21 protein-coding genes and 2 tRNA genes are annotated in these 24885 nt (G+C 61.2%); 18 read left to right on the top strand and 5 right to left on the bottom strand.

The annotated features are described in order from the left end of the window. The first annotated feature begins 108 nt into the window (after positions 1-108). Positions 109-726, top strand: a complete 618-nt coding sequence (locus tag BM70_RS0118600; protein WP_177326565.1) for a trimeric intracellular cation channel family protein — start codon at positions 109-111, stop codon at positions 724-726. On the opposite strand, the gene queG is transcribed toward BM70_RS0118600, so the two are convergent. After that, positions 723-1787: a tRNA epoxyqueuosine(34) reductase QueG gene (gene queG / locus BM70_RS0118595; protein ID WP_025857373.1), complete on the bottom strand. Its 1065-nt coding sequence runs from the start codon at positions 1785-1787 to the stop codon at positions 723-725. The genes BM70_RS0118600 and queG overlap by 4 nt on opposite strands. Before the next feature lie 63 nt (positions 1788-1850). On the opposite strand from queG, the gene BM70_RS0118590 reads away from it, so the two are divergent. From BM70_RS0118590 to BM70_RS0118535, 12 genes are all read left to right on the top strand, one after another. Next, positions 1851-2711, top strand: a complete 861-nt coding sequence (locus tag BM70_RS0118590) for an NAD(P)H-hydrate dehydratase (protein WP_025857372.1) — start codon at positions 1851-1853, stop codon at positions 2709-2711. After that, the gene (gene tsaE / locus BM70_RS0118585) at positions 2699-3169 is read left to right on the top strand and encodes a tRNA (adenosine(37)-N6)-threonylcarbamoyltransferase complex ATPase subunit type 1 TsaE (RefSeq protein ID WP_025857371.1); all 471 of its coding nucleotides are present in this window, start codon (positions 2699-2701) and stop codon (positions 3167-3169) included. The genes BM70_RS0118590 and tsaE overlap by 13 nt, the downstream gene beginning before the upstream one ends. 15 nt (positions 3170-3184) lie before the next feature. Further along, entirely contained in the window at positions 3185-4606 is a 1422-nt protein-coding gene (locus tag BM70_RS0118580) for an N-acetylmuramoyl-L-alanine amidase (RefSeq protein ID WP_025857370.1), read from the top strand. After that, positions 4606-6522, top strand: coding sequence for a DNA mismatch repair endonuclease MutL (gene mutL / locus BM70_RS0118575; RefSeq protein WP_025857369.1), 1917 nt, complete (start codon positions 4606-4608; stop codon positions 6520-6522). The genes BM70_RS0118580 and mutL overlap by 1 nt, the downstream gene beginning before the upstream one ends. Further along, a complete protein-coding gene (gene miaA / locus BM70_RS0118570; RefSeq protein ID WP_025857368.1) occupies positions 6522-7493 on the top strand; it encodes a tRNA (adenosine(37)-N6)-dimethylallyltransferase MiaA in 972 nt (323 codons plus the stop codon). Before mutL ends, miaA begins: the two co-directional genes overlap by 1 nt. Before the next feature lie 94 nt (positions 7494-7587). Beyond that, on the top strand, positions 7588-7848 hold the full coding sequence (gene hfq, locus BM70_RS0118565) for an RNA chaperone Hfq (RefSeq protein WP_003171355.1): 261 nt from the start codon (positions 7588-7590) through the stop codon (positions 7846-7848). Positions 7849-7860: 12 nt separating this feature from the next. After that, on the top strand, positions 7861-9162 hold the full coding sequence (gene hflX / locus BM70_RS0118560) for a ribosome rescue GTPase HflX (protein WP_025857367.1): 1302 nt from the start codon (positions 7861-7863) through the stop codon (positions 9160-9162). Between the two features lie 96 nt (positions 9163-9258). Continuing rightward, positions 9259-10434, top strand: a complete 1176-nt coding sequence (gene hflK, locus BM70_RS0118555; RefSeq protein WP_025857366.1) for an FtsH protease activity modulator HflK — start codon at positions 9259-9261, stop codon at positions 10432-10434. Further along, positions 10434-11300 (top strand): protease modulator HflC, encoded by an 867-nt coding sequence (gene hflC, locus BM70_RS0118550; RefSeq protein ID WP_025857365.1) that lies wholly within the window; start codon positions 10434-10436, stop codon positions 11298-11300. Before hflK ends, hflC begins: the two co-directional genes overlap by 1 nt. A gap of 293 nt (positions 11301-11593) precedes the next feature. Continuing rightward, positions 11594-12781 (top strand): ATP phosphoribosyltransferase regulatory subunit, encoded by a 1188-nt coding sequence (locus BM70_RS0118545; RefSeq protein WP_025857364.1) that lies wholly within the window; start codon positions 11594-11596, stop codon positions 12779-12781. 54 nt (positions 12782-12835) lie between these two features. After that, complete coding sequence (locus BM70_RS0118540) at positions 12836-14125, top strand: adenylosuccinate synthase (protein WP_010213605.1); 1290 nt, start codon at positions 12836-12838, stop codon at positions 14123-14125. Between the two features lie 139 nt (positions 14126-14264). Continuing rightward, positions 14265-16199: a methyl-accepting chemotaxis protein gene (locus tag BM70_RS0118535; protein ID WP_025857363.1), complete on the top strand. Its 1935-nt coding sequence runs from the start codon at positions 14265-14267 to the stop codon at positions 16197-16199. Between the two features lie 93 nt (positions 16200-16292). Here the strand turns inward: BM70_RS0118535 and BM70_RS0118530 are convergent, their stop codons facing one another. The 4 genes from BM70_RS0118530 to BM70_RS0118515 all read right to left on the bottom strand — a co-directional run bounded on the left by BM70_RS0118530 (position 16293) and on the right by BM70_RS0118515 (position 19354). Further along, entirely contained in the window at positions 16293-17858 is a 1566-nt protein-coding gene (locus tag BM70_RS0118530; RefSeq protein WP_025857362.1) for an iron ABC transporter permease, read from the bottom strand. Then, positions 17858-18883 (bottom strand): extracellular solute-binding protein, encoded by a 1026-nt coding sequence (locus BM70_RS0118525; RefSeq protein WP_025857361.1) that lies wholly within the window; start codon positions 18881-18883, stop codon positions 17858-17860. Before BM70_RS0118525 ends, BM70_RS0118530 begins: the two co-directional genes overlap by 1 nt. Before the next feature lie 145 nt (positions 18884-19028). After that, positions 19029-19115: transfer RNA gene (locus BM70_RS0118520), tRNA-Leu, on the bottom strand. A 152-nt stretch (positions 19116-19267) separates the two neighbouring features. Further along, positions 19268-19354, bottom strand: a tRNA-Leu gene (locus tag BM70_RS0118515). Positions 19355-19579: 225 nt separating this feature from the next. Here BM70_RS0118515 and rnr point away from each other — a divergent pair. The 5 genes from rnr (at position 19580) to BM70_RS0118490 (ending at position 24874) form a co-directional block, all read left to right on the top strand. Continuing rightward, positions 19580-22216 carry a ribonuclease R gene (gene rnr, locus BM70_RS0118510; protein ID WP_025857360.1) on the top strand — a complete coding sequence of 879 codons (2637 nt, stop codon included), beginning with the start codon at positions 19580-19582 and terminating at the stop codon, positions 22214-22216. After that, positions 22213-22968 (top strand): 23S rRNA (guanosine(2251)-2'-O)-methyltransferase RlmB, encoded by a 756-nt coding sequence (rlmB, locus tag BM70_RS0118505; protein ID WP_005784248.1) that lies wholly within the window; start codon positions 22213-22215, stop codon positions 22966-22968. The genes rnr and rlmB overlap by 4 nt, the downstream gene beginning before the upstream one ends. Before the next feature lie 294 nt (positions 22969-23262). Further along, positions 23263-23685 carry a 30S ribosomal protein S6 gene (gene rpsF / locus BM70_RS0118500; RefSeq protein WP_010563335.1) on the top strand — a complete coding sequence of 141 codons (423 nt, stop codon included), beginning with the start codon at positions 23263-23265 and terminating at the stop codon, positions 23683-23685. A gap of 28 nt (positions 23686-23713) precedes the next feature. Beyond that, complete coding sequence (gene rpsR / locus BM70_RS0118495; protein ID WP_002551829.1) at positions 23714-23944, top strand: 30S ribosomal protein S18; 231 nt, start codon at positions 23714-23716, stop codon at positions 23942-23944. 36 nt (positions 23945-23980) lie between these two features. After that, entirely contained in the window at positions 23981-24874 is an 894-nt protein-coding gene (locus BM70_RS0118490) for a hypothetical protein (RefSeq protein WP_025857359.1), read from the top strand. Positions 24875-24885: the final 11 nt, after the last annotated feature.

Here is a 24885-nt window from a genome sequence, read left to right as displayed (position 1 = left end):
TCGCCGGCAAGCCGGGCTACAGGATCGAGTTTGCGGCAGATAATGGCTTGCCCTCTTTTGGTGCCATCAGCAAATGATTAGACTGCCGGCCTCTTTGCAAGGATCGCCATCATGCTGTTGATGCTCTACCTCGTCGCCATTACCGCCGAAGCCATGACTGGCGCGCTGTCCGCCGGGCGGCGTGGCATGGACTGGTTTGGCGTCGTGCTGATCGCCTGCGTGACGGCGTTGGGCGGTGGTTCGGTGCGCGACGTGCTGCTGGGGCATTACCCGCTGACCTGGGTCAAGCACCCGGAATACCTGGTGCTGACGTCCATCGCGGCACTGGTGACGATCTTTATCGCGCCTTTGATGCGCCACCTGCGCTCGCTGTTCCTGGCGCTGGACGCCGTGGGACTGGTGGCTTTCACTCTGATCGGCTGCATGACCGCCCTGGAAATGGGCCATGGCATGCTGGTCGCGTCCGTCAGTGGCGTGATCACCGGGGTGTTTGGCGGCATCCTGCGGGATATTTTCTGCAACGACATTCCGCTGATCTTCCGCCGCGAGCTGTACGCCAGCGTGTCGTTCCTCGCCGCCTGGTTCTACATGCTGTGCCTTTATCTGGAACTGCCCAGCGAACAGGCCATCCTGCTGACCCTGTTCAGCGGTTTTCTACTGCGCCTGCTGGCGATCCGTTTTCACTGGGAAATGCCCAAGTTCGTCTACAACGACGACGTGCACTAACGGCTCGCGTGCTGGTTCAGCGCCCATTCCACGTGTTCGCGCACCAGTTCGGACGGGTAATCACGGCGGGCTTTCAAGGCCTCCAGTACCGGAATGCTCGATGGCGCGTTGCCCAGGCCTACCGCCAGGTTGCGCAGCCAGCGCTCATAACCGGCGCGGCGCAGGGGTGAGCCTTCGGTGCTGCTGAGGAATTTATCCTCGTCCCACATAAACAACTCGGCCAGTTCCGCGTTATCCAGATTGTGCCGTGGCTTGAAATCGCTTTCGGCGGTGGCGCGGGCGAAACGATTCCATGGGCAAACGATCTGACAGTCATCGCAGCCGAACACGCGGTTGCCAATCAGTGCGCGCAGGTCTTCGGGGATCGCGCTTTTGAGCTCGATGGTCAGGTAGGAAATGCAGCGTCGGGCATCCAGCACATAGGGGCCGACAAAGGCATTGGTGGGGCAGATGTCCAGGCACGCCGTGCAGCGCCCGCAATGCTCGGTGCTGTGGGGGGCGTCGATCGGCAGCGGCAGGTCGACAAACAGCTCACTCAGGAAGAAATAACTGCCGGCCTTGCGATTGAGGACCAGGGTGTTTTTGCCGATCCAGCCCAGCCCGGCTTTTTCGGCGATGGCTTTTTCCAGCACCGGCGCGCTGTCCACAAACGCACGGAAGCCGAACGGGCCGATCTGCGCTTGAATGCGGTCAGCCAATTGCTGCACGCGCTTGCGGATCAGCTTGTGGTAGTCGCGGCCCAGGGCGTAACGCGAGATATAGGCTTTTTCCGGCTTGGCCAGCAGTTGTGCCATCTGCGTGTCGCCGGGCAGGTAATCCATGCGCAGCGAGACCACGCGCAAGGTGCCTGGTACCAGCTCATCGGGGTGGGAGCGCTTGCTGCCATGGGCGCCCATGTACTCCATCTCGCCATGGTAGCCCGCGTCGAGCCAGCGCTGCAGATGCTGTTCATGCTCGGCCAGGTCCAGGCCGCTGATGCCGACTTGTTGAAAGCCCAGCTCACGGCCCCAGTCTTTGATCGATTGGGCGAGGGCAGGCAGATCGGTGGTGATGGCAGGCATGAGACAAGGGAAACCGCAGGTTAGATAGGTATAATTCTGCCAGACATCGGAGCTTGAAGACGCATGCCGCAGACAAAACACGCAATAACCGACGTACAGCCGCTGTTGCACGGCCATTTGCCGCAACTGGCTGCACGCTCCCCGGACGCCCATAAGGGCCTGTTCGGCCACCTGCTGGTCATCGGTGGTGACCGCGGATTCGGCGGCGCAGCGCTGCTGAGTGCCGACAGCGCCTTGCGCAGCGGCGCCGGCATGGTGTCACTGGCGACGCGCCTGGAGCACGTGCCCGCGGCCCTGGCTCGCCTGCCGGAAGTCATGACCGTCGGCGTCAACTCGGCCAATCAACTGATGAGCCTGCTGGAAAAGATCTCGGTCATCGTGATCGGGCCTGGGCTCGGTGACGCGTCCTGGGGCAAAAGCCTGCTTTCCGTCGCCGCCAACGCCCGCCTGCCGCAGGTGTGGGATGCCGACGCGTTGAATCAGCTCGCCACCGGCAGCGTCAGCCTGCCGGCCAACTGCGTGATCACTCCGCATCCGGGCGAGGCGGCGCGCTTGTTGGGTATTTCGACAGGCGAGGTTCAGGCCGATCGCCTTAACATCGCGCGCGCGCTGAGCCAGAAATTCAACGCAGTAGCTATCCTCAAAGGGGCTGGCAGTTTGATTGCCAGCCCGGACGGGCGTATTTCGCGATGCGACCAAGGCCATCCGGCCATGGCCACGGCGGGACTTGGTGATGTACTTGCCGGTCTGGTCGGCGCGCTGATGGCCCAAGGCATGCCCGCCTATGACGCGAGCTGCCTGGCAGTGTGGTTGCACGCTACCGCTGGCGATCGCCAGGGCACCTTTGGTCGCGGGCTGGCAGCGAGCGATCTGATACCCGCTATTCGTCAATTGCTGGAGGAGCAGTCGCCGTGTCTGAAGTAATCCTTTTCCTGGCCGATGAAGAGGCCATGGTTGCGTTCGGGCACCGCATTGCACAGGTGACGACTGGCGCCGGGCTGATTTTTCTGGAAGGCGATCTGGGGGCGGGCAAGACCACGTTGTCCCGAGGGATTATCCGAGGGTTGGGCCACACAGGAGCAGTAAAAAGCCCTACGTTTACCCTGGTAGAGCCCTACGAGATCGGTGCGGTGCGCGCTTTCCACTTTGACCTTTATCGCCTGGTGGACCCCGAAGAGCTGGAGTACATGGGCATCCGGGATTACTTCGATGAAGATGTGTTGTGCCTGATCGAGTGGCCAGATAAAGGCACAGGCTTTTTGCCAAAGCCTGACATGACCATTACCATTACGCCGCATGAGCACGGACGTCAGTTGAAGTTGTTGCCCCAGAGCGCGCGCGGCCAGTCGTGGTGCGCCGCTTTGGCATTGGAATTCAAATAATTGGTGGGGTTAGGTATGCGCTTTCGCGCGTTGGTTGCTGTCGTGGGGGTGTTGCTTGCGGCAATGACTGTCAATGCTCTGGCTGCTTCACAGGTGAAGAGTGTTCGCCTGTGGCGAGCGCCAGATAACACGCGACTGGTGTTCGACCTGTCTGGCCCGGTCCAGCACAGCGTCTTTACCCTGACGGCGCCTGATCGCCTGGTGATCGACATCAACGGTGCGACCCTGGCCGCGCCCTTGAAAGTGTCCACCGCCAACACCCCGATTACCGCCATGCGCTCGGCCCAGCGTACGCCGACCGACCTGCGCGTGGTGATCGACCTGAAAAAGGTCGTGACCCCGAAAAGCTTCTCCCTGGCGCCTAACGCCCAGTACGGTAACCGGCTGGTGGTCGACCTGTTCGACAACGCCGCCGACGCCGCGCCGCCGCCTGCACCGACCCCGAGCGTGGCAACGGTGCCGGCTGTGCCGGTCAACCCGTCGCAGCCGCAGGTCAAGCTACCACCGCCGCCACCGGCTCCGGCCGGCAAGCGCGACATCATCGTGGTGATCGACGCTGGCCATGGTGGTGAAGACCCTGGCGCTTCCGGCTCGCGCGGCCAGCACGAAAAAGACGTGGTACTCGCCATCGCCCGCGAGCTGCAGCGCCAGGTCAATGGCATGAAAGGCTACCGCGCCGAGCTGACCCGTACCGGCGACTACTTCATTCCGTTGCGCGGCCGGACCGAAATCGCCCGCAAGAAGGGCGCGGACCTGTTCGTGTCGATCCACGCCGACGCCGCGCCTTCGGCCGCTGCCTTTGGCGCGTCGGTGTTTGCCCTGTCGGATCGCGGCGCGACGTCCGAAACTGCGCGTTGGCTGGCCGACAGTGAAAACCGTTCCGACCTGATCGGCGGGGCCGGCAACGTGTCCCTCGATGACAAGGACAAAATGCTCGCCGGCGTGCTGCTCGACCTGTCGATGACCGCTTCGCTGACGTCCAGCTTGAACGTGGGCCAGAAGGTGCTGAGCAACATCGGCCGGGTCACCTCGCTGCACAAGCAGCGTGTAGAGCAGGCCGGGTTCATGGTGCTGAAATCGCCGGATATCCCATCGATCCTGGTGGAAACCGGGTTTATCTCCAATTCCAACGAAGCCTCCAAGCTGGCCAGTGCCAGTCACCAGCAGGCGCTGGCGCGTTCGATCAGCGCCGGTATCCGCCAGTTCTTCCAGCAGAACCCTCCGCCGGGCACCTACATCGCCTGGCTGCGTGATTCGGGGAAAATCGCCCAGGGCCCGCGTGACCATCGCGTGCAGCCGGGCGATACCCTGGCGATGCTAGCGGTGCGTTTCCAGGTGTCGGCCGCGACGTTGCGCAGCGCCAATAACCTGAAGACGGATGAATTGAAGGTCGGCCAGGTGTTGACGATCCCTGGCACTGAATTGGCGGCGCAATAATGAGTGAATCACTCCTGAACAGCGGATCCCGCATTGAGCTGCTGAGCCCGCGCCTTGCCAACCAGATTGCGGCGGGCGAGGTGGTCGAGCGCCCGGCATCGGTGATCAAGGAACTGCTGGAAAACAGCATCGACTCCGGTGCCAAGCGTATCGATGTCGACGTAGAGCAGGGCGGCGTCAAGCTGCTGCGCGTGCGCGACGATGGCAGCGGCATCTCTTCCGATGACCTGCCGCTGGCCCTGGCGCGACACGCCACCAGCAAGATTCGCGACCTGGAAGACCTTGAACGGGTGATGAGCCTGGGCTTTCGCGGTGAAGCCCTGGCGTCCATCAGCTCTGTGGCGCGCCTGACCCTGACCTCTCGCACCCGCGACGCCGAACAGGCCTGGCAAGTGGAAACCGAAGGCCGCGACATGGCGCCTCGGGTCCAGCCGGCGGCGCACCCTGTCGGGACGTCGGTGGAAGTGCGCGACCTGTTCTTCAACACCCCGGCGCGGCGCAAATTCCTCAAGGCCGAAAAGACCGAATTCGATCACCTGCAGGACGTCATCAAGCGTCTGGCCCTGGCCCGCTTCGACGTGGCGTTCCACCTGCGCCACAACGGCAAGACCATCCTCAGCCTGCATGAAGCCAATGATGACGCCGCGCGCGCTCGCCGTGTCTCGGCAATTTGCGGCGCGGGCTTCCTGGAGCAGGCGTTGCCGATTGAAATCGAGCGCAATGGCCTGCGGCTGTGGGGTTGGGTGGGGCTGCCGACCTTTTCCCGTAGCCAGGCAGACTTGCAGTATTTCTTCGTGAACGGCCGTGCGGTGCGCGACAAGCTGGTGGCCCATGCGGTGCGCCAGGCCTATCGCGATGTGCTGTTCAACGGGCGTCATCCGACGTTTGTGCTGTTCTTCGAGGTCGACCCGTCGGTGGTGGACGTCAACGTGCACCCGACCAAGCACGAAGTACGCTTCCGTGATGGGCGCATGGTGCATGACTTCCTCTATGGCACGCTGCACCGCACCCTGGGCGATGTGCGCCCGGACGATCAACTGTCCGCGCCGATTGTGACAGCGGTGGTTCGACCGAGCGGACCGGAAGCCGGTGAATTCGGCCCTCAGGGCGAAATGAGCCTGGCGGGCAACCTGCTGCAATCGCCGCAGCCGCAACCGTCGTATACCGAGCCGAACGCCGGCTCCGGCTCGGGTTATCAGTACCAATACACCCCGCGCCCGCAATCGGCAGTGCCGGTGGCCGAGGCTCAGGCTGCCTATCGCGAGTTTTTTGCGCCGCTGCCGGGTGCCGAGCCGGGCGCAGCGGTTGCCTTGCCGGAAGGTGGCGGCGATATTCCGCCGCTGGGTTATGCATTGGCACAGCTCAAGGGCATCTACATTCTTGCGGAAAACGCCCACGGCCTGGTGCTGGTGGACATGCACGCCGCCCACGAGCGGATCATGTACGAGCGCCTCAAGATTGCCATGGCCAGTGAGGGCCTCAGCGGCCAGCCGCTGCTGGTGCCGGAGTCCCTGGCGGTCAGCCAGCGTGAGGCCGACTGTGCCGAAGAACACCACAGCGTGTTCCAGAAGCTGGGCTTTGAATTGCAACGCCTGGGTCCGGAAACCCTGGCCATCCGCCAGATTCCCGCGCTGCTCAAGCAGGCCGAGGCCAACCGTCTGGTGGCTGACGTGCTGGCGGACTTGATGGAATACGGCACCAGTGACCGTATCCAGGCGCACATCAACGAATTGCTCGGCACCATGGCCTGTCACGGCGCCATCCGCGCCAATCGCCGCCTGGCCCTGCCGGAAATGAACGGCTTGCTGCGCGATATGGAAAACACCGAGCGCAGCGGGCAATGCAACCATGGCCGACCGACCTGGACCCAGATGGGCCTGGACGATCTGGACAAACTGTTCCTGCGCGGCCGTTGATGAGTGCCTTGCCCCCCGCGATCTTCCTGATGGGCCCCACGGCCGCCGGCAAGACTGACCTGGCCATCGAGCTGACCAAGGTGCTGCCGTGCGAGCTGATCAGTGTCGACTCTGCCCTGGTTTACCGGGACATGGATATCGGCACCGCCAAGCCGTCAAAAGCACTGCTGGCCCAGTACCCGCACCGATTGATCGACATCATCGACCCGGCGCAGAGCTACTCGGCGGCGGATTTCCGCAACGACGCCCTGGCCGCCATGGCCGATATCACTGCGCGGGGCAATATTCCGCTGCTGGTGGGCGGCACGATGCTCTATTACAAGGCGTTGCAGGAAGGCCTGGCAGATATGCCGCCGGCCGACGCCCAGGTGCGCGCCGAGCTTGAGGACGAGGCTGCACGCCTTGGCTGGCAAGCCCTGCACGACCAGTTGGCAGCGGTAGACCCGGTATCCGCCGCGCGCATTCACCCCAATGACCCCCAGCGCCTCACTCGCGCCTTGGAAGTCTGGCGTGTGAGCGGGCAGACCATGACTGAACATCGGCTGAAACAAAGTGCGCAAAGTGCCGATGCAGGCGCATCTGGACAGTCACAATTGCCCTATACTGTGGCGAATCTGGCCATCGCTCCGGCAAATCGCCAGGTGCTGCATGAACGAATTGCACAAAGATTCACAATTATGTTGGAACAGGGGTTTATAGACGAGGTCGTAGCACTGCGTTCCAGGGGTGACCTGCATCCAGGGTTGCCTTCGATACGTGCTGTAGGCTACCGCCAAGTCTGGGATCATCTGGATGGCAAGCTGACGTCAGCCGAAATGCAGGAGCGCGGCATCATTGCCACGCGCCAATTGGCGAAACGCCAGTTCACCTGGTTGCGCAGCTGGAGCGATTTGCACTGGCTGGACAGCCTGGACAGCGACAATCTGTCACGCGCCTTGAAATACTTGGGATCGGTCTCCATATTGAGCTGAGTCCTTGCAATTGCCGTCTATCCTTGGGGGTGTGACGGCCATGAGCTATCTATTTTCCGATTTTTTATTATTGATCCTTAAAGGAGTGCGGCACATGTCAAAAGGGCATTCGCTACAAGACCCTTACTTGAATACTTTACGTAAAGAGAAAGTGGGGGTTTCCATCTACCTGGTCAACGGTATCAAGCTGCAAGGCACGATCGAGTCGTTCGACCAGTTCGTGATCCTGCTGAAAAACACCGTCAGCCAGATGGTCTACAAGCACGCTATCTCGACAGTCGTTCCAGTTCGTCCAATCCGTCTGCCTAGCGCAGCAGGTGATGATGCAGCTGACGCTGAGCCAGGTAACGCCTGATAGGAGTCTCCTTTGTTCTTTGAGCGCCACGGTGGTGGTGAGCGAGTAATCCTCGTTCACTTGGATGGACAGGACCCTGAGGCGCGCGAAGATCCGCAGGAGTTTCAGGAGTTGGCAAATTCGGCCGGCGCCGAGACCGTTGCGTTTTTTAACGTGCCGCGTCATCGGCCAACCGCCAAATTCCTGATTGGCAGCGGCAAGGTCGAGGAACTGCGCGACCTGGTCCATGCCGAAGAAGCCGATCTGGTGATCTTCAATCATGTCCTCACGCCCAGTCAGGAACGTAACCTCGAACGTGTCTTCGAGTGTCGCGTGATTGACCGTACCGGTCTGATTCTCGATATTTTCGCCCAGCGCGCCCGTACCCATGAAGGCAAGCTCCAGGTCGAACTGGCCCAGCTTGACCACATGAGCACGCGACTGGTCCGCGGCTGGACTCACCTTGAACGCCAGGGTGGCGGTATCGGTATGCGCGGCCCGGGTGAAACCCAGCTCGAAACCGACCGGCGTCTGCTGCGGGTTCGCCTGCGCCAGATCAAGGGCCGCCTCGAGAAAGTCCGCAGCCAGCGCGAGCAATCGCGCCGTGGTCGTTCCCGTGCGGATATCCCTACCGTGTCCCTGGTGGGCTATACCAACGCCGGCAAATCCACACTCTTCAACAACGTGACGAAATCGGACGTGTACGCGGCCGACCAACTGTTCGCCACCCTCGACCCGACCTTGCGCCGTCTGGATCTGGACGACCTGGGGCCGATCGTCCTGGCCGACACCGTGGGTTTCATTCGTCACTTGCCGCACAAGCTGGTCGAGGCATTTCGGTCTACGCTCGAAGAGTCGAGCAACTCCGACCTGCTGTTGCACGTGATCGATGCGGCCGAACCGGATCGCATGCTGCAGATTGAACAGGTGATGCTGGTGCTGGGCGAGATTGGGGCCCAGGACTTGCCGATCCTCGAGGTCTATAACAAACTCGATTTGCTTGAAGGCGTAGAGCCACAGATCCAGCGCGACGAAAACGGAAAACCCCAGCGGGTCTGGCTTTCAGCGCGTGACGGCAGTGGTCTTGAGTTGCTTGAACAAGCCATTGCCGAGCTGCTCGGCAGCGATTTGTTCGTTGGCACCTTGCGCTTGCCCCAGCGTTTTGCTCGACTGCGTGCACAGTTTTTCGAGTTGGGCGCGGTACAGAAAGAAGAACACGACGAAGAAGGTGTCAGCTTGCTGGCCGTTCGATTGCCGCGCTCGGAGCTGAATCGGCTGGTCAGCCGTGAAGGCGTGGTACCGACAGAGTTCATCGAACAACACACTTTGCAATAAAAGCCTCCTAAAGCGGTTGTGCCGCAGTGGCAGGCATTCTGTAGCATTGGTCGGCGCGCCGTGGGTGCGTCTTTGCTTTATCAGATGGAGAGCGCTATGGCTTGGAATGAGCCGGGTGGCAACTCGAATAATCAGGATCCTTGGGGTGGTAAGCGCCGCAATAATGGCGACCGCAAGGGGCCACCAGATCTCGACGAGGCCTTCCGAAAGCTGCAGGAAAGCCTGAATGGGTTGTTCGGTGGTGGAAAAAAACGTGGTGGTGACGACGGCGGTCGCACAAGCAAGGGCGGTGGCTATGGCCTGCTGGGCCTGGGTCTTGTCGTGCTGGCGGCCGTATGGCTGTACAGCGCCGTTTACGTGGTGGACGAGCAGGAGCAAGCCGTGGTGCTGCGCTTCGGCAAGTACTACGAGACCGTCGGCCCGGGCCTGAACATCTACTTCCCGCCGATCGACAAGAAGTACATGGAAAACGTCACGCGTGAGCGTGCCTACACCAAGCAAGGCCAGATGCTGACCGAAGACGAGAACATCGTCGAAGTGCCGCTGACCGTGCAGTACAAGATCAGCAACCTGCAGGACTTCGTGCTGAACGTCGACCAGCCGGAAATCAGCCTGCAACACGCCACCGAAAGTGCCCTGCGCCACGTCGTCGGTTCTACCGCGATGGACCAGGTGCTGACCGAAGGTCGTGAGTTGATGGCCAGCGAGATCAAGGAGCGCCTGCAACGCTTCCTCGATACCTATCGCACCGGTATCACGGTGACCCAGGTGAACGTACAGAGCGCAGCTGCACCGCGTGAAGTACAGGAAGCCTTCGATGACGTGATCCGTGCCCGTGAAGACGAGCAGCGTTCGCGCAACCAGGCTGAAACCTACGCCAACGGCGTCGTGCCGGAAGCCCGTGGCCAGGCCCAGCGTATCCTCGAGGATGCCAACGGTTACCGCGACGAAGTGGTCTCCCGCGCCAAGGGTGAGGCGGATCGTTTCACCAAGCTGGTCGCCGAGTACCGCAAGGCGCCGGAAGTCACGCGTGAGCGTCTGTACCTGGACACCATGCAGGAAGTCTTCAGCAACACCAGCAAGGTTCTCGTGACCGGCAGCAAAGGTGGGCAGAACAACCTGCTGTACCTGCCGCTGGACAAGATGATCGAAGGTGGTCGTAGCAGCACCGGCGCACCGTCCACCGGTTCCAATGCCGCTGCCAATGAAGCGAGCGCCCGTGCGGCCGCTGACTTGCTGCAACAGCAAACACGTACCAGGGAGAGTCGTTGATGAGCAATAAATCGCTGACCGCCCTGATTGTGGGCGTCGTCGTGGTCATCGCTGCCTGGAACTGCTTCTACATCGTGGCTCAGACCGAGCGTGCGGTGCTGCTGCAATTCGGTCGCGTGGTCCAGGCGGATGTCCAGCCGGGCCTGCATGTGAAAGTCCCCTACGTCAACCAGGTGCGCAAGTTCGACGCCCGCCTGATGACCCTGGATGCACCGACACAGCGCTTCCTGACCCTGGAAAAGAAAGCCGTGATGGTTGACGCCTACGCCAAGTGGCGCGTCAAGGATGCCGAGCGCTTCTACACCGCCACCTCCGGCCTCAAGCAGATTGCTGACGAGCGTTTGTCGCGTCGTCTGGAGTCGGGCCTGCGTGACCAGTTTGGTAAGCGCACCCTGCACGAGGTGGTATCCGGTGAGCGTGACGCGCTGATGGCTGACATCACGCGTTCGCTGAACACGATGGCGGAAAAAGAACTGGGCATCGAAGTAGTCGATGTTCGGGTCAAGGCCATCGACCTGCCGAAGGAAGTGAACCGCAGCGTGTTCGAGCGTATGAGCACCGAGCGTGAGCGTGAAGCCCGTGAGCACCGCGCCAAGGGTAACGAGCTGGCTGAAGGTATCCGTGCGGATGCCGACCGTCAGCGCCGTGTACTGCTGGCCGAAGCCTATCGCGAGTCTGAAGAGGCCCGTGGTGATGGCGACGCTCAAGCCGCGGCGATCTACGCCAAGGCGTACGGCCAGGACCAGGAGTTCTACGCGTTCTACCGTAGCCTGCGTGCCTACCGTGAAAGCTTCGCGAACAAAACCGACGTCATGGTGCTGGACCCAAGTAGCGATTTCTTCCGCTATCTGGAAAAAGCCAAGTAATCAGCTCGTCACTGTGTAGGAAGCACTCCGTCGGGCGGCTAAAACGCCTGGCGGGGTGATCCTTTCAGAAAACGGGTGTATGATGCGGCAGCCGGGAAATTCCCGGCTTTTTTGCGTCTGCATGTTTGATTCGGCAGGCGTGACAGGTTTTTCGAGGAAAGTGCCCGACGAGGCCGTTTGCAGGCCGTTCGTCACGTCGCTCTTGCGCGTGGTTTATGCAGAGGGCGGGTATTTTCTGCTTCACTCAAGGCTCGGCCGAGGGCTGGCCGCCCGGATCAAAGGGGAATGGCGTAATGGCAACGGTAGACCGCTGGCTGCTGCCAGATGGCATCGAAGAAGTACTGCCACCAGAAGCTGCGCGCATTGAAGTAGCGCGTCGCCAGGTGTTGGATCTGTTCCAGAGCTGGGGTTACGAGTTTGTCGTGACCCCCCATATCGAGTACCTGGAATCCCTGCTGACCGGCGCGGGCCAGGACCTGGATCTGCGCACCTTCAAGGTCATCGACCCGCAATCGGGCCGGCAAATGGGTTTCCGTGCCGACATCACGCCGCAAGTGGCGCGCATCGATGCGCATACCCTGCGCCGCGAAGGTCCGAGCCGCCTGTGCTACGCCGGCAGCGTGCTGCATGCACAGCCGCGTGCGTTGTCGTCGTCCCGTAGCCCGATCCAGCTGGGCGCCGAGTTGTACGGCGATGCGAGCCCGAGCAGCGACGTTGAAGTGATCAGCTTGATGCTGGCGATGCTGCAACTGGCTGACGTGCCGGATGTCCACATGGACCTGGGTCACGTGGGTATCTACCGTGGCCTGGCCCGCGCGGCCGGTTTGTCCGGTGAAGTGGAGCAGCAGTTGTTCGATGCCCTGCAACGCAAGGCTATCGATGAAGTGATCGCCCTTACCGAGGGTGTGCCAGCGGATCTCGCCGGTATGTTGCGTGCACTGGTGAACCTGTGCGGCGGCCGTGAAGTCCTGGTGGCTGCCCGTGAGCGCCTGGCCAATGCGCCAGCGGCGGTATTGGCTGCACTGGATGACGTGTTGTCTATCGCCGAGCAGTTGTCGGCGCGCTTCCCGGAGCTGCCGCTGTACTTTGATCTGGGTGAATTACGCGGCTACCACTACCACACCGGTGTGGTCTTCGCGGTGTTTGTACCGGGTGTTGGCCAGGCCATCGCCCAAGGCGGTCGTTATGACGATATCGGTGCCGACTTCGGTCGTGCGCGTCCAGCCACCGGCTTTTCCACCGATTTGAAAACCCTGGTGACCCTGGGGCGTGCTGAGGTCGAGCTGCCGTCTGGTGGCATCTGGATGCCCGACAGTACGGACGCAGCACTCTGGCAGCAGGTGTGCCAGTTGCGCAGTGAGGGTCAGCGTGTTGTCCAGGCCTTGCCTGGGCAGCCATTGGCCGCCGCCCGTGATGCGGACTGCGACCGGCAATTGATTCTGCAGAACGGGCTTTGGCAAGTATCGCCACTGGCTTCTTGAGTTTTCCTGCCGGCCATCGCCGGCACCAAGTTTGCGCGAATGAGGACAAGTGTTATGGGTAAGAATGTCGTAGTCCTGGGCACCCAATGGGGTGATGAGGGCAAAGGCAAGATCGTTGATCTGCTGACCGAACATGCTGCCGCCGTAGTGCGCTACCAAGGTGGCCACAACGCTGGCCACACCCTGGTCATCGATGGCGAAAAAACCGTCTTGCACCTGATCCCGTCGGGTGTACTGCGCGAAGGCGTGCAGTGCCTGATCGGCAACGGCGTAGTGGTTGCACCTGACGCGTTGCTGCGCGAGATCACCAAGCTGGAAGAGAAAGGCGTACCGGTGCGTGAGCGCCTGCGTATCAGCCCGTCCTGCCCGCTGATCCTGTCCTTCCACGTTGCGCTGGACCAGGCCCGTGAAAAGGCGCGTGGCGAGCTGAAGATCGGCACCACCGGTCGCGGCATCGGCCCGGCCTACGAAGACAAGGTTGCGCGTCGTGGCCTGCGTGTCGGCGACCTGCTCAACATGCCGCGCTTTGAAGACAAGCTGCGTGAACTGGTGGATTACCACAACTTCATGCTGGTGGGTTACTACAAAGAGCCGGCCATCGAGTTCGAAAAGACCCTGGCCGAGTGCAAGGAATACGCTGAGCTGCTCAAGCCGCTGATGCTGGACGTGACGGCCGAGCTGCACGACCTGCGTCGCGCTGGCAAAGACATCATGTTCGAAGGCGCCCAAGGCTCGCTGCTGGACATCGACCACGGCACCTACCCGTACGTGACCAGCTCCAACACCACTGCTGGCGGCGTTGCGACCGGTTCGGGTGTTGGCCCGATGTTCCTGGACTACATCCTGGGCATTACCAAGGCTTATACCACTCGCGTAGGTTCGGGCCCGTTCCCGACTGAGCTGTTCGACGAAGTCGGCGCTCACTTGGCCAAGCAAGGTCACGAATTCGGCGCGACCACCGGCCGTGCTCGTCGTTGCGGCTGGTTTGATGCGGTTATCCTGCGTCGCGCTATCGATGTGAACAGCATCTCGGGCATCTGCCTGACCAAGCTGGACGTACTCGACGGTCTGGAAACCATCAACATCTGCATCGGCTACAAAGACGCAGAAGGTAAAGATGTTGCCCCGACTGACGCTGACAGCTACGTAGGCCTGCAGCCTGTGTACGAAGAAGTGCCGGGCTGGACCGAATCGACCGTGGGTGCCAAGACCCTGGAAGAACTGCCTGCCAACGCTCGTGCCTACATCAAACGTGTTGAAGAGCTGATCGGCGCACCGATCGACATTATTTCGACAGGTCCGGACCGCAACGAAACCATCGTTCTGCGTCATCCGTTCGCTTAATAAGCTATTGATGTGAAAAGCAAAGGGCTCCTTCGGGAGCCCTTTGTCGTTTCTGTCGCCTGAGCGGCACGACCCTTGCTTCGGTTCTTTCTTTCGCGGTGCTATCAAATTAATGGCACCCGTGGTGGAGGGATTACCGATGTCTGCCGTTCTCTCATTGTTACAAAGCCGTCTGTTGCGGCCGGTGTTCGTTACCCTAGGTATCGCTCTTTTGGTGCAAGTGCTGGTGGCGGTTGCCCTCACACGCAGCACGGTCACGGCGCTGGAAGCTGATTTGGGCAATCGCCTGGGTATCGACAGCCAGAAACTGTCTGGCGAGCTGGAGCAGGCTGGCAAGGAAGTCACGTCCAGTCTCGACAGCTTGTCTACGAGCACGCGTCAGCGTCTGACAGCGGGGCTTTCGACCCGCCTGCAGGAAGAGCAGAAGCAATTGCGTGCGACCCTGGAAAAAGACCTGCAGGACTCCGCCAATGATATGGCGCAGCTGCTGGCCTCGGTAGCGCCTCGTGCCATGTGGGATAGCGACGTGCCGACACTGTCGGAGTTTGCCCGGCGCGCCCAGCGCAATCCCAATGTGTTGTTCGTGGTCTATGACGACGCAGCGGGTGAGCATCTGACCCGCTACCTGAACCGGGAAAACCCGATCAACCAGGCGTTGCTGGCAAAAGGCGCGGGTGAGCGTGCGTTGGATAAAGTGTTGGACGCGGCCAAGAGCGACCCTGCGGTGTACTACGTCGAAGCGTCCATCAGCCCCAATGGGGTAGAGATCGGCAAGGTCCGCATGGGCGTTTCGACAGCCTCGGTTGAAGCTGACCTGCAAGCACTCGACAAGCGTTTTGCGGCGCTGATCGCCAGTGGTGATCAGTTGGTTGGCGATAGCCTTAAAGGCGCGGCGGCCGACAGCGCTGCCGCCATGGGTGCTCGTCTGCAATCCGCACAGGCCACTGCAACTCAGATGACCGCCAATACCACCAGCGCCGTCCAGGACGCTGCTGGCACCTTGCGCTGGCGCATTGGCATGGGGCTCGCGTTGGTTGGTTTTGGCGTATTGCTGTTGATTGCCATCGTGCTGGGGCGGCGCGTGGTCAACCGCCTGAAGCTGCTGATCGCGGCCATGGATGACTTGGCGGCGGGCGAGGGCGACCTCACCAAGCGCGTGCAGATCAGCAGCAAGGACGAAATCGGTGACATGGCCTCGGCGGTCAATCGCTTTGTGGATAAGTTGCAGCCGATCGTGCGCGAGGCAGGCGATGTGGCCCAGCGTACCGGAGTAGAAATCGGTGCCATGACCTTGCGCAATGCCGGTGCTGATGCGGCGGCCGGCCTGCAGCGTGATGAAGTGGCCGAGAGCTTGCGCGCGCTGTCGCAAATGGCTGACGAGGCGCAGGCCGAAAGCCATGCGATGCAGGCGGCGTTGCAGCAGGTGGTGGATATTCGCCAGGCAACGGATGAGAACTCGCGCACTTCAGCCGAAGTCGGCAGCCTGATCGAAGCGCTGGCGGGCCAAGTGCAGGCAGGTTCCCAGGTCATCGAGCGGCTGGCCCAGCAAAGCGAGCAGATCGAGGTGGTGTTGACCGTGATTCATGGTATTGCCGAGCAAACCAACCTGCTGGCGCTCAATGCGGCAATCGAAGCGGCGCGTGCCGGTGAAACCGGGCGCGGCTTTGCCGTGGTGGCAGACGAAGTGCGGGCGCTGGCGAGCAAGACCCAAAGCTCCACCGGCGATATCCAGGCGCATATCGTGGCGCTGCAGCAAGGCGCACGCGAAGCGGTGGAAACCATCGGCAAGGCCGGGCGCCAAGCCAGTGAAGGTTTGCTGGTGCTGCGCGACAGCGTGCGCTTGCAGCAGACGGTGCAGGCTTCGGTGGAGCAAGTGCATGCGGCGATCGGCTTGGCGACGCGTGCGGCCGAGCACCAGGCGCAGGGCGCCCATGCGGTGCGCGGGCGGGTCGAGGTGATCCACGCCCAGGCCGAGCGTGCGGCGCAGGCGGTGGTGGAGACGACGGCCAGTGGCAAGGTGCTGGATGGGTTGGCGGCGCAATTGAAGGCAAGCCTGGGGCAGTTCCGGGCCTAGCGTCGCCTGTTCCGGCGTCATCGCGGGCAAGCCCGGCGCCCACCTTGGAATGCATTCCAAATGTGGGAGTCGGGCTTGCCCGCGATAGCGCTCTCAGCGGCTCAAATACATCCGCGTCGTCAGCAGGTACACCGGCAGCCCCGACACCAGAATCAACAGCGCCGCATAGGGCGCCGCCGCCGCGAATTCCACATTCGAGGTGTGCGCCCACACCGCTGTCGCCAAAGTATTCAACCCCGTCGGGCTCAGCAGCAGCGTCGCCGTGAGTTCCTTCATCGCATCCAGGAACACCAGTGCAAACGCCGCGCCCAATGCCGGGAAAATAATCGGCAGGGTCACCCGGCAAAACGCGCTGAACGAGGATGCGCCGAGCGTGCGTGCCGCCTCTTCCAATTGTGGTGCAGCCTTGTTCAAGGCGGTGCGAATCGGCGCCTGGGCCAGCGGCAGAAACAGCAGCGCATAAGCAATCAACAGCAACGCCGAGGTCTGGTACAGCGCCGGCACGTAATGCAGCGCGAAGTACACCAGCGTCAGTGCAATCACCAGGCCGGGCAGGGCATGCAGCAGATACGGCAAGCGTTCGGCCCAGATTGCCAGTTGGCCTTTGTAGCGCACCACCAGCAGCCCGACCGGCACCGCCAGCACCAGGCACAGTGCGGCGCCGCCCAGCGAAAGTGCCAGGGAAGACAGCAGCGCCTCACCGATCTCGGCCACGGGAAACGCAGCCGACGAACCGACTGCCAACCAATACCCGAGCATGCCCAGCGGAATGCCGCTGCCGATGATCGCCAGTGCCAGGCAATACACCTGGCCCAGTGGCGCCCACTTGCCCAGTCGAACCTGCTCCGCATGCCGCGCCGCGCCCTGGCCGATGCGCACGTGTCGGCCCTTGCCGCGTACGCGCAGCTCCAGCCACAGCAGTGTCAGGCACATCACCAGCAGCACTGCCGACAGCATTGCGGCGTTGGCATTGCTGAATTCCAGTTCGAACTGCTGGTAGATCGCGGTAGTGAAGGTCTGCAATCCGATGATCGACAGCGCGCCGAATTCCACCAGCATGTGCAGTGCGATAAGGAGTGCCCCGGCCAGCAGTGATGGCCACAGCAGCGGCAAGGTGATGCGAAAGAATACGCCCCAGCGGTTCAGTCCCAGGGTGCGGGCCGATTCTTCCAGGGAGGGATCAAGATTGCGCAATGTTGCCGCCACCGGCAAAAACACCAGCGGGTATTTGGACAGGCTCATCACCAGGATCGCCCCGCCCAGCCCTTCGAAATTGGCGCTCAGCGACACCCAGGTAAAGCTGCTGACAAACGCCGGCACCGCAAACGGCAGGCACAGGATCACACCCCAGATACGTCGTCCCGGCAGGTTGCTGCGTTCCAGCAGCCAGGCCAGGGACAGGCCGATCACGCCACACGCGACCGTCACCCCGACCATCAACGCGAAGGTGTTGCGCAGCAGCCCGAATACATAGGGCCGCCATAGCAAGTGCACCGCCTCCGCCCAGCCGGCTTGCCAGGCCTTGAGCCCGACATACGCCAGTGGTAGCAGGCTCAAACCCACCAGGAACAGCACGGGCAGCAACAGCCAGATCGAAGGGCGCTTGCGCCTTGGGCTGAACCCCCTACGCAAGGCAGGGGTGGGTAGCGATGGGTTCATCAGTTCAAGCCAACGTCACGTTCCAGGTCCAGGGCTTCTTCGGCGTTGCCAAGGTCTGCGGGGGTGACTTTCGGCGGCTGCAGCTCGCTGAAAGGCTTGAGGCCGCGGCTGGATTCCATGCCTTTGCGCAGCGGGTACTCGGCCGAGGTGTTGGTGATTACGCGCTGGCCTTCTTCACTGGCCATGAACGCCAGCAATTGCTGGGCTTCCTTGGGGTGCTTGCTGGATTTCAGCGCCGCAGCCGAAGACACCGTGATCAAGCCGCCGGCGTCGCCATTGGTGAAGTAGTGCAGTTGGGAATCCAGGTTGGTTTTTTCTTTCTTCAAGGCGAACCAGTAGTAGTTGTTCACCAGTACGGTGGCCACTTCGCCGTTTTCCACGGCTTTAAGGGCGACCATGTTGTTGCTGTACACCTTGCCGAAAGCGCGCAGGCCGGTCAGCCATTCTTCAGCGGCTTCGCGACCGTGCAGCTTGATGATCGCCACGGCCTGTTCCTGGAATGCGCCGCTGGTGGGCACGAAGCCGACCTTGCCTTGCCACTCGGGGCCGGCGAAATCGAGTACCGATTTCGGCAGGTCCTTTTCAGCAATCAGCTTCGGGTTGAACGCCACGACGCGGGTGCGTGCGGTCACGCCCATCCAGTCGCCATTGGCGCCCACATAATCCTTGGGCAATACATCGAGAGTGCCGGCGTCGATCTTGGCCAGCAGTCCTTGCTCGCCGAGTTTGTTCAGCGGCGGCGATTCCTCGGTGTAGATCACATCGGCAGGGGAGCGGTCGCCTTCTTCGACGACCTGGCTGGCCAGTTGGTTGCTGCTGCCTTTGCGCACGTTGACGTGAATGCCGGTCTTGGCCTCGAAGGCCTTGGCGAGCTCATCGCCGACTTCTTTGTGTTGGCCGTTGTACAAGGTCAGGGAGACCTTGTCGGCGGAATAGGCGGTGGGGGAGAGCAAGGTCAGGCCGAGCAGAGTAAGGGTCAGGCCACGCAGAAGGGATGTCTTGAGACGGGTATCGCGGATGGTCATCCGAAGTTTTCCTCGCTTGTGTGCAACAAATCATTGCAAGGATAAACGATAAAGTTTCTCAGGTGCGGACGCAGGCGGAAATCGACAGGGAAGTTTTCAAACCCCGGAAACGAAAAAACCCGCTTTCGCGGGTTTGATCTGAATGTGGTGCCCAGGAGAAGACTCGAACTTCCACGACCGTAAGGTCACCAGCACCTGAAGCTGGCGTGTCTACCAATTTCACCACCTGGGCATTATCAACAACGCTTGCGCCGTTGATGGAGCGAACTATACGGAGGGCTTTTTGATCTGTAAACCCCTGATTCGAAAAAATAAAACAAGTTTTCCGTTGAAAATCAGAGGCCTGAAACGAAAAAACCCGCTTTCGCGGGTTTGATCTGAATTTGGTGCCCAGGAGAAGACTCGAACTTCCACGACCTTGCGATCACCAGCACCTGAAGCTGGCGTGTCTACCAATTTCACCACCTGGGCATTATCCAACAACGTTGCCGTCGTCGATGGCGCGCACTATACGGAGGGGATTATGAGCTGTAAAGCCCCGCTATGAAAAAAGCCTGGAAAATTTCGCCAATGGTCGTGCAAGGTGCGCGGAGGGGGCTGCAAAGGGCTTTTAAAAGCTTGTTGACGTCTGAAATTTCCCGTTTCAATACGCGTATGCCAAACTAACCCGCATATAGACAAGGTGAAAACTCTCTAATGGCCGATTGGCAGTCCCTCGATCCCGAGGCCGCTCGTGAAGCGGAAAAATATGAAAACCCTATTCCTAGCCGCGAACTGATCCTGGCGCATCTCGCCGATCGGGGTTCGCCTGCTAGCCGCGAGCAGTTGGTCGAAGAATTCGGTCTGACCACCGAAGACCAGCTCGAAGCCCTGCGCCGCCGCCTGCGCGCCATGGAGCGCGACGCACAACTGATCTACACCCGCCGTGGCACTTACGCGCCGGTGGACAAGCTCGACCTGATCCTCGGCCGCATTGCCGGCCACCGTGACGGCTTCGGCTTCCTGATACCGGACGACGGCAGCGACGACCTGTTCATGAGCCCGGCGCAAATGCGCCTGGTGTTCGACGGTGACCGTGCCTTGGCTCGCGTTTCCGGCCTGGACCGTCGCGGTCGCCGTGAAGGCGTGATCGTCGAAGTGGTTTCCCGTGGTCACGAGACCATCGTGGGTCGCTACTTCGAAGAAGGCGGCATTGGTTTTGTCGTGCCGGACAACCCCAAGGTGCAGCAGGAAGTGCTGATCACCCCGGGCCGCAACGCCAACGCCAAGATCGGTCAGTTCGTCGAGGTGAAAATCACCCACTGGCCAACTCCGCGCTTCCAGCCGCAGGGCGATGTGATCGAAGTGGTCGGCAACTACATGGCGCCGGGCATGGAAATCGATGTCGCGCTGCGCACCTATGACATTCCTCACGTGTGGCCTGAAGCTGTCGTGAAAGAAGCGCGCAAGCTCAAGCCTGAAGTCGAAGAGAAGGACAAAGAGAAGCGTATCGACCTGCGCCATCTGCCGTTCGTCACCATCGACGGCGAAGACGCCCGCGACTTCGACGATGCGGTCTACTGCGAAGCCAAGCCGGGCAAGCTGCGCCTGTTCTCCGGTGGCTGGAAATTGTTCGTGGCGATTGCCGACGTGTCCAGCTACGTGAAGATCGGTTCGGCCCTGGACAACGAAGCCCAGGTGCGTGGCAACTCGGTGTACTTCCCGGAGCGCGTGATTCCGATGCTTCCGGAAGAGTTGTCCAACGGCCTGTGCTCGTTGAACCCGAAAGTCGATCGTTTGGCTATGGTCTGCGAGATGACCATCTCGAAAACCGGCGAAATGACCGATTACCAGTTCTACGAAGCGGTGATCCACTCCCAGGCGCGCCTGACCTACAACAAGGTCAGTACCATCCTGGAGCAGCCGAAAACCAGCGAAGCCAAAGCCTTGCGCGGTGAGTACGGTCATGTCGTACCGCACCTCAAGCAGCTTTACGCGCTGTACAAAGTGCTGCTGGGCGCTCGTCACGTGCGTGGCGCGATCGATTTTGAAACCCAGGAAACCCGGATTGTCTTCGGCTCCGAGCGCAAGATCGCCGCGATCACCCCGACGACCCGCAACGACGCGCACAAGCTGATCGAGGAGTGCATGCTGGCAGCCAACGTGGCCACCGCGGAATTCCTGAAGAAGCACGAGATTCCTGCGTTGTACCGTGTGCACGATGGGCCGCCGCCGGAGCGCCTGGAAAAACTGCGCGCCTTCCTCGGCGAGCTCGGCCTGTCCCTGCACAAAGGCAAGGACGGCCCGACGCCGAAGGACTACCAGGCTCTGCTGGCCAGCATCAAGGACCGTCCGGATTACCACGTGATCCAGACCGTCATGCTGCGCTCCCTGAGCCAGGCGGTGTACAGCGCTGACAATCAAGGGCACTTCGGCCTGAATTACGAGGCGTACACCCACTTCACCTCGCCGATTCGCCGTTACCCGGACCTGCTCACGCACCGCGCAATCCGCAGCGTGATCCACTCCAAGCAGAACACCCCGCACGTCAAGCGCGCCGGTGCCATGACCATTCCGAAGGCGCGGATCTATCCGTACGACGAAGCGGCCCTGGAACAACTGGGCGAACAGTGCTCCATGAGCGAGCGCCGCGCCGACGAAGCTACCCGCGACGTAGTGAACTGGCTCAAGTGTGAGTTCATGAAGGACCGCGTAGGCGAGTCCTTCCCGGGCGTGATCACTGCCGTTACCGGCTTTGGCCTGTTTGTGGAGCTGACCGACATCTATGTCGAAGGCCTGGTGCATGTCACCGCCTTGCCGGGCGACTACTACCACTTCGACCCTGTGCATCACCGCTTGGCGGGCGAGCGCACGGGTCGCAGCTTCCGTCTGGGCGACACCGTGGAAGTGCAGGTCATGCGCGTCGACCTCGACGAGCGCAAGATCGACTTCGGTATGTCCGACAAGCCCGCCGAGGCACCGACTGGCCGTAAAAAACGCGGCAGCGAAACCGCAGCGCCGGCAGCCAAAGGCAAAGGTGCTCCCGCGAAAGCAGCGGCCGTCGAGCCTGCACCTGCCAAGGCCGGTCGTCGTTCTTCTGCCAAGGACAAGGCCCCCGAAGCCTACCGCCCAAGCGATGCAGCGGCGAAAAACGCCGAGCTGCGCAAGAGCCGCGAGTTGAAGCAGCAGCTGCTCAACGAAGCCAAAAGCGGTGGTAAAGCGGCGTCTGGGGGAAAGTCCCACGGGGCGGAAAAGCCGTCGAGCAAGCCAAGTAAACACCGTAAAGGCCCGCCAAAAGCGGGTTCGGCTCCCGCGAAAAGCGGCGGGTCGCGCAAACCTAAGGCCAAGTCATGAGTCTGGAAAAAATCTACGGCGTCCACGCCGTAGAAGCACTGCTGCGTCACCACCCTAAGCGCGTCAAGCAAGTATGGCTGGCCGAAGGCCGCAGCGAGCCGCGCGTGCAAGCGCTGGTCGAGCTGGCCACCCAAAACAAGGTTGCCATCGGCCAGGCCGAGCGTCGTGAAATGGACGTGTGGGTGGAGGGCGTTCACCAGGGCGTGGTTGCGGACGTCAGTCCGAGCCAGGTCTGGGGCGAAGCGATGCTCGACGAGCTGCTCGACCGTACCGAAGGCGCGCCGCTGTTGCTGGTGCTGGACGGCGTGACCGACCCGCACAATCTTGGCGCTTGCCTGCGTTCGGCGGATGCTGCCGGCGCGCTGGCGGTGATCGTGCCCAAGGACAAGTCGGCGACCCTGACGCCGGTCGTGCGTAAAGTCGCCTGCGGCGCGGCGGAAGTAATTCCGCTGGTGGCCGTGACCAACCTGGCGCGTACCCTGGAGAAGCTCCAGCAGCGCGGCCTGTGGGTCGTGGGTACGGCGGGGGAGGCCGAGGTCAGCATTTATGACCAGGACCTCACTGGCCCGACCATCCTGATCATGGGTGCCGAAGGCAAGGGCATGCGCCGCCTGACCCGTGAACATTGCGATTACCTGGTGCACTTGCCGATGGCCGGTAGCGTCAGCAGCCTCAACGTGTCGGTCGCCACCGGCGTCTGCCTGTTCGAAGCCCAGCGCCAGCGCGGCGCCAAGGCCAAGACCAAGAAGTAACCGCCCTCCTTGTAGGAGCCGGCTTGCCGGCGATAGCGCTAGATCGGTCGCAATCAATGTGGCAGATCCACCGCCATCGCCGGCAAGCCGGCTCCTACAATGGTTTTTGGGTGTTTAGGTGGTTGTTCAAATAATCACCAATCACCTTGCGCGCTTCCTCCCCCTTCTCTACAATTGCGCCCCTTGCCTTCCTGGCAGGCACCGATGTGCCTCCCTGCGGCAAGATCCATAAGTGTCATTCACTCCTTGTCTGACCGTTTTTGAGCGGCAGGCTACAACCCGTAAGGAGCATTCATGCGTCATTACGAAATCATCTTTTTGGTCCACCCGGATCAAAGCGAGCAAGTCGGCGGCATGGTTGAGCGTTACACCAAGCTGATCGAAGAAGACGGCGGCAAAATCCACCGTCTGGAAGATTGGGGCCGTCGTCAACTGGCCTACGCAATCAACAATGTTCACAAGGCTCACTACGTGATGCTGAACGTTGAGTGCACTGGCAAGGCCCTGGCCGAGCTGGAAGACAACTTCCGCTACAACGATGCAGTGATCCGTAACCTGGTCATCCGTCGCGAAGAAGCCGTTACCGGCCAATCCGAGATGCTCAAGGCTGAAGAAAACCGCAGTGAGCGCCGTGAGCGTCGCGACCGTCCTGAGCACGAAGGCGCTGATAGCGTTGATAGTGATGACAGCGACAACAGCGATAACGCTGACGAGTAATCCACGGACCTTTTAAGGAGCCTATCAAATGGCACGTTTCTTCCGTCGTCGTAAATTCTGCCGCTTCACCGCTGAAGACGTGAAAGAGATCGATTACAAAGATCTCAACACTCTGAAAGCCTACGTATCCGAGACCGGCAAAATCGTTCCAAGCCGTATCACCGGTACCAAAGCACGTTATCAGCGTCAGCTGGCCACCGCTATCAAGCGCGCCCGCTTCCTGGCCCTGCTGGCCTACACCGACAGCCACGGCCGCTGAGACCGGGCAGTCGACAAGTAGTAAGGGATTGAATGCATGCGCGCCTTAGCTGAGTTCATCATGCGCGGTCGCGTGCAGGCCACTCTGGTAGTGGCTGGATGTGCAGCATTGCCGTTGTTGTATTGGTTGGGTGCTGCCGCTGGATGCCTTGTGCTCCTGCGGCGCGGTTTGCAGGATGCCTTTGGCGTCCTGGCCCTGGGAGTGGTGGCTGCCTTGATCTGGTGGCTGCAACTGGGCGAACCCAAAGTGCTTCTGGTGCTGCTGGGGTCGTCGAGCCTTGCGTTGGTTTTGCGCGCAAGTGAGTCCTGGGTCCGCACGCTGCTGGTCAGCGTGGCATTGGGGTTGGTGTTTTCGGTGTTGATTGACGCGGCTTTCCGCCCGCAGATCGAGGCGCTGTCGCAAGAGATCGTCAAGATCCTGCCGATGGCCCTCGGGGAACTCTACCAGCAGCTGTCGGTAGAAGAGCGAGCGCGACTGGCAACACTGATTGCACCGGCCCTGATCGGCCTGATGGCGGTAATGATGCAGATCGTCAGTTTGCTGAGCCTGATGCTTGGGCGATATTGGCAGGCGTTGTTGTACAACCCGGGTGGATTTGGTCGCGAGTTTCGCCGTATCAGAATCCCCGTGGGCCCGGCGATGTTGCTGCTGGCACTCATGGTGGTCGGACCGTACTTCGGTTCACATGCCACCTTGCTGTTGCTGTTTTGCAGCGTACCGCTGGTGTTTGCCGGGCTGGCCCTGATTCACGGGCTGGTCGCGCAGAAGCGCCTGGCCAGGTTCTGGCTGGTGGGGTTGTACGTAACGATGTTGGTGTTCATGCAGCTGATCTATCCGTTACTCGTGGTCTTGGCCATTGTCGACGGCCTGATTGATTTTCGCGGTCGTCTGGCGCCGAAAGACGCCGATAGCGCGAACGGTGAAGGTTAAAAGTTAGAGGA

The sequence above is a fragment of the Pseudomonas sp. CHM02 genome (genome assembly GCF_000612585.1).
Lineage (GTDB): Bacteria > Pseudomonadota > Gammaproteobacteria > Pseudomonadales > Pseudomonadaceae > Aquipseudomonas.
This window is presented reverse-complemented; position numbering and strand designations above follow the sequence as displayed.

Excerpts from the sequence above, each read along its gene's own strand:
- rnr (WP_025857360.1), top strand. The coding sequence starts at position 19,580 with ATGGCCGATTGGCAGTCCCTCGATCCCGAGGCCGCTCGTGAAGCGGAA.
- BM70_RS0118580 (WP_025857370.1), top strand. The coding sequence starts at position 3,185 with ATGCGCTTTCGCGCGTTGGTTGCTGTCGTGGGGGTGTTGCTTGCGGCA.
- hfq (WP_003171355.1), top strand. The coding sequence starts at position 7,588 with ATGTCAAAAGGGCATTCGCTACAAGACCCTTACTTGAATACTTTACGT.
- BM70_RS0118530 (WP_025857362.1), bottom strand. The coding sequence starts at position 17,858 with ATGAACCCATCGCTACCCACCCCTGCCTTGCGTAGGGGGTTCAGCCCA.
- rpsR (WP_002551829.1), top strand. The coding sequence starts at position 23,714 with ATGGCACGTTTCTTCCGTCGTCGTAAATTCTGCCGCTTCACCGCTGAA.
- queG (WP_025857373.1), bottom strand. The coding sequence starts at position 1,787 with ATGCCTGCCATCACCACCGATCTGCCTGCCCTCGCCCAATCGATCAAA.
- BM70_RS0118590 (WP_025857372.1), top strand. The coding sequence starts at position 1,851 with ATGCCGCAGACAAAACACGCAATAACCGACGTACAGCCGCTGTTGCAC.
- hflK (WP_025857366.1), top strand. The coding sequence starts at position 9,259 with ATGGCTTGGAATGAGCCGGGTGGCAACTCGAATAATCAGGATCCTTGG.
- BM70_RS0118490 (WP_025857359.1), top strand. The coding sequence starts at position 23,981 with ATGCGCGCCTTAGCTGAGTTCATCATGCGCGGTCGCGTGCAGGCCACT.
- hflC (WP_025857365.1), top strand. The coding sequence starts at position 10,434 with ATGAGCAATAAATCGCTGACCGCCCTGATTGTGGGCGTCGTCGTGGTC.
- rlmB (WP_005784248.1), top strand. The coding sequence starts at position 22,213 with ATGAGTCTGGAAAAAATCTACGGCGTCCACGCCGTAGAAGCACTGCTG.
- miaA (WP_025857368.1), top strand. The coding sequence starts at position 6,522 with ATGAGTGCCTTGCCCCCCGCGATCTTCCTGATGGGCCCCACGGCCGCC.
- rpsF (WP_010563335.1), top strand. The coding sequence starts at position 23,263 with ATGCGTCATTACGAAATCATCTTTTTGGTCCACCCGGATCAAAGCGAG.
- BM70_RS0118540 (WP_010213605.1), top strand. The coding sequence starts at position 12,836 with ATGGGTAAGAATGTCGTAGTCCTGGGCACCCAATGGGGTGATGAGGGC.
- BM70_RS0118545 (WP_025857364.1), top strand. The coding sequence starts at position 11,594 with ATGGCAACGGTAGACCGCTGGCTGCTGCCAGATGGCATCGAAGAAGTA.
- BM70_RS0118535 (WP_025857363.1), top strand. The coding sequence starts at position 14,265 with ATGTCTGCCGTTCTCTCATTGTTACAAAGCCGTCTGTTGCGGCCGGTG.
- mutL (WP_025857369.1), top strand. The coding sequence starts at position 4,606 with ATGAGTGAATCACTCCTGAACAGCGGATCCCGCATTGAGCTGCTGAGC.
- BM70_RS0118525 (WP_025857361.1), bottom strand. The coding sequence starts at position 18,883 with ATGACCATCCGCGATACCCGTCTCAAGACATCCCTTCTGCGTGGCCTG.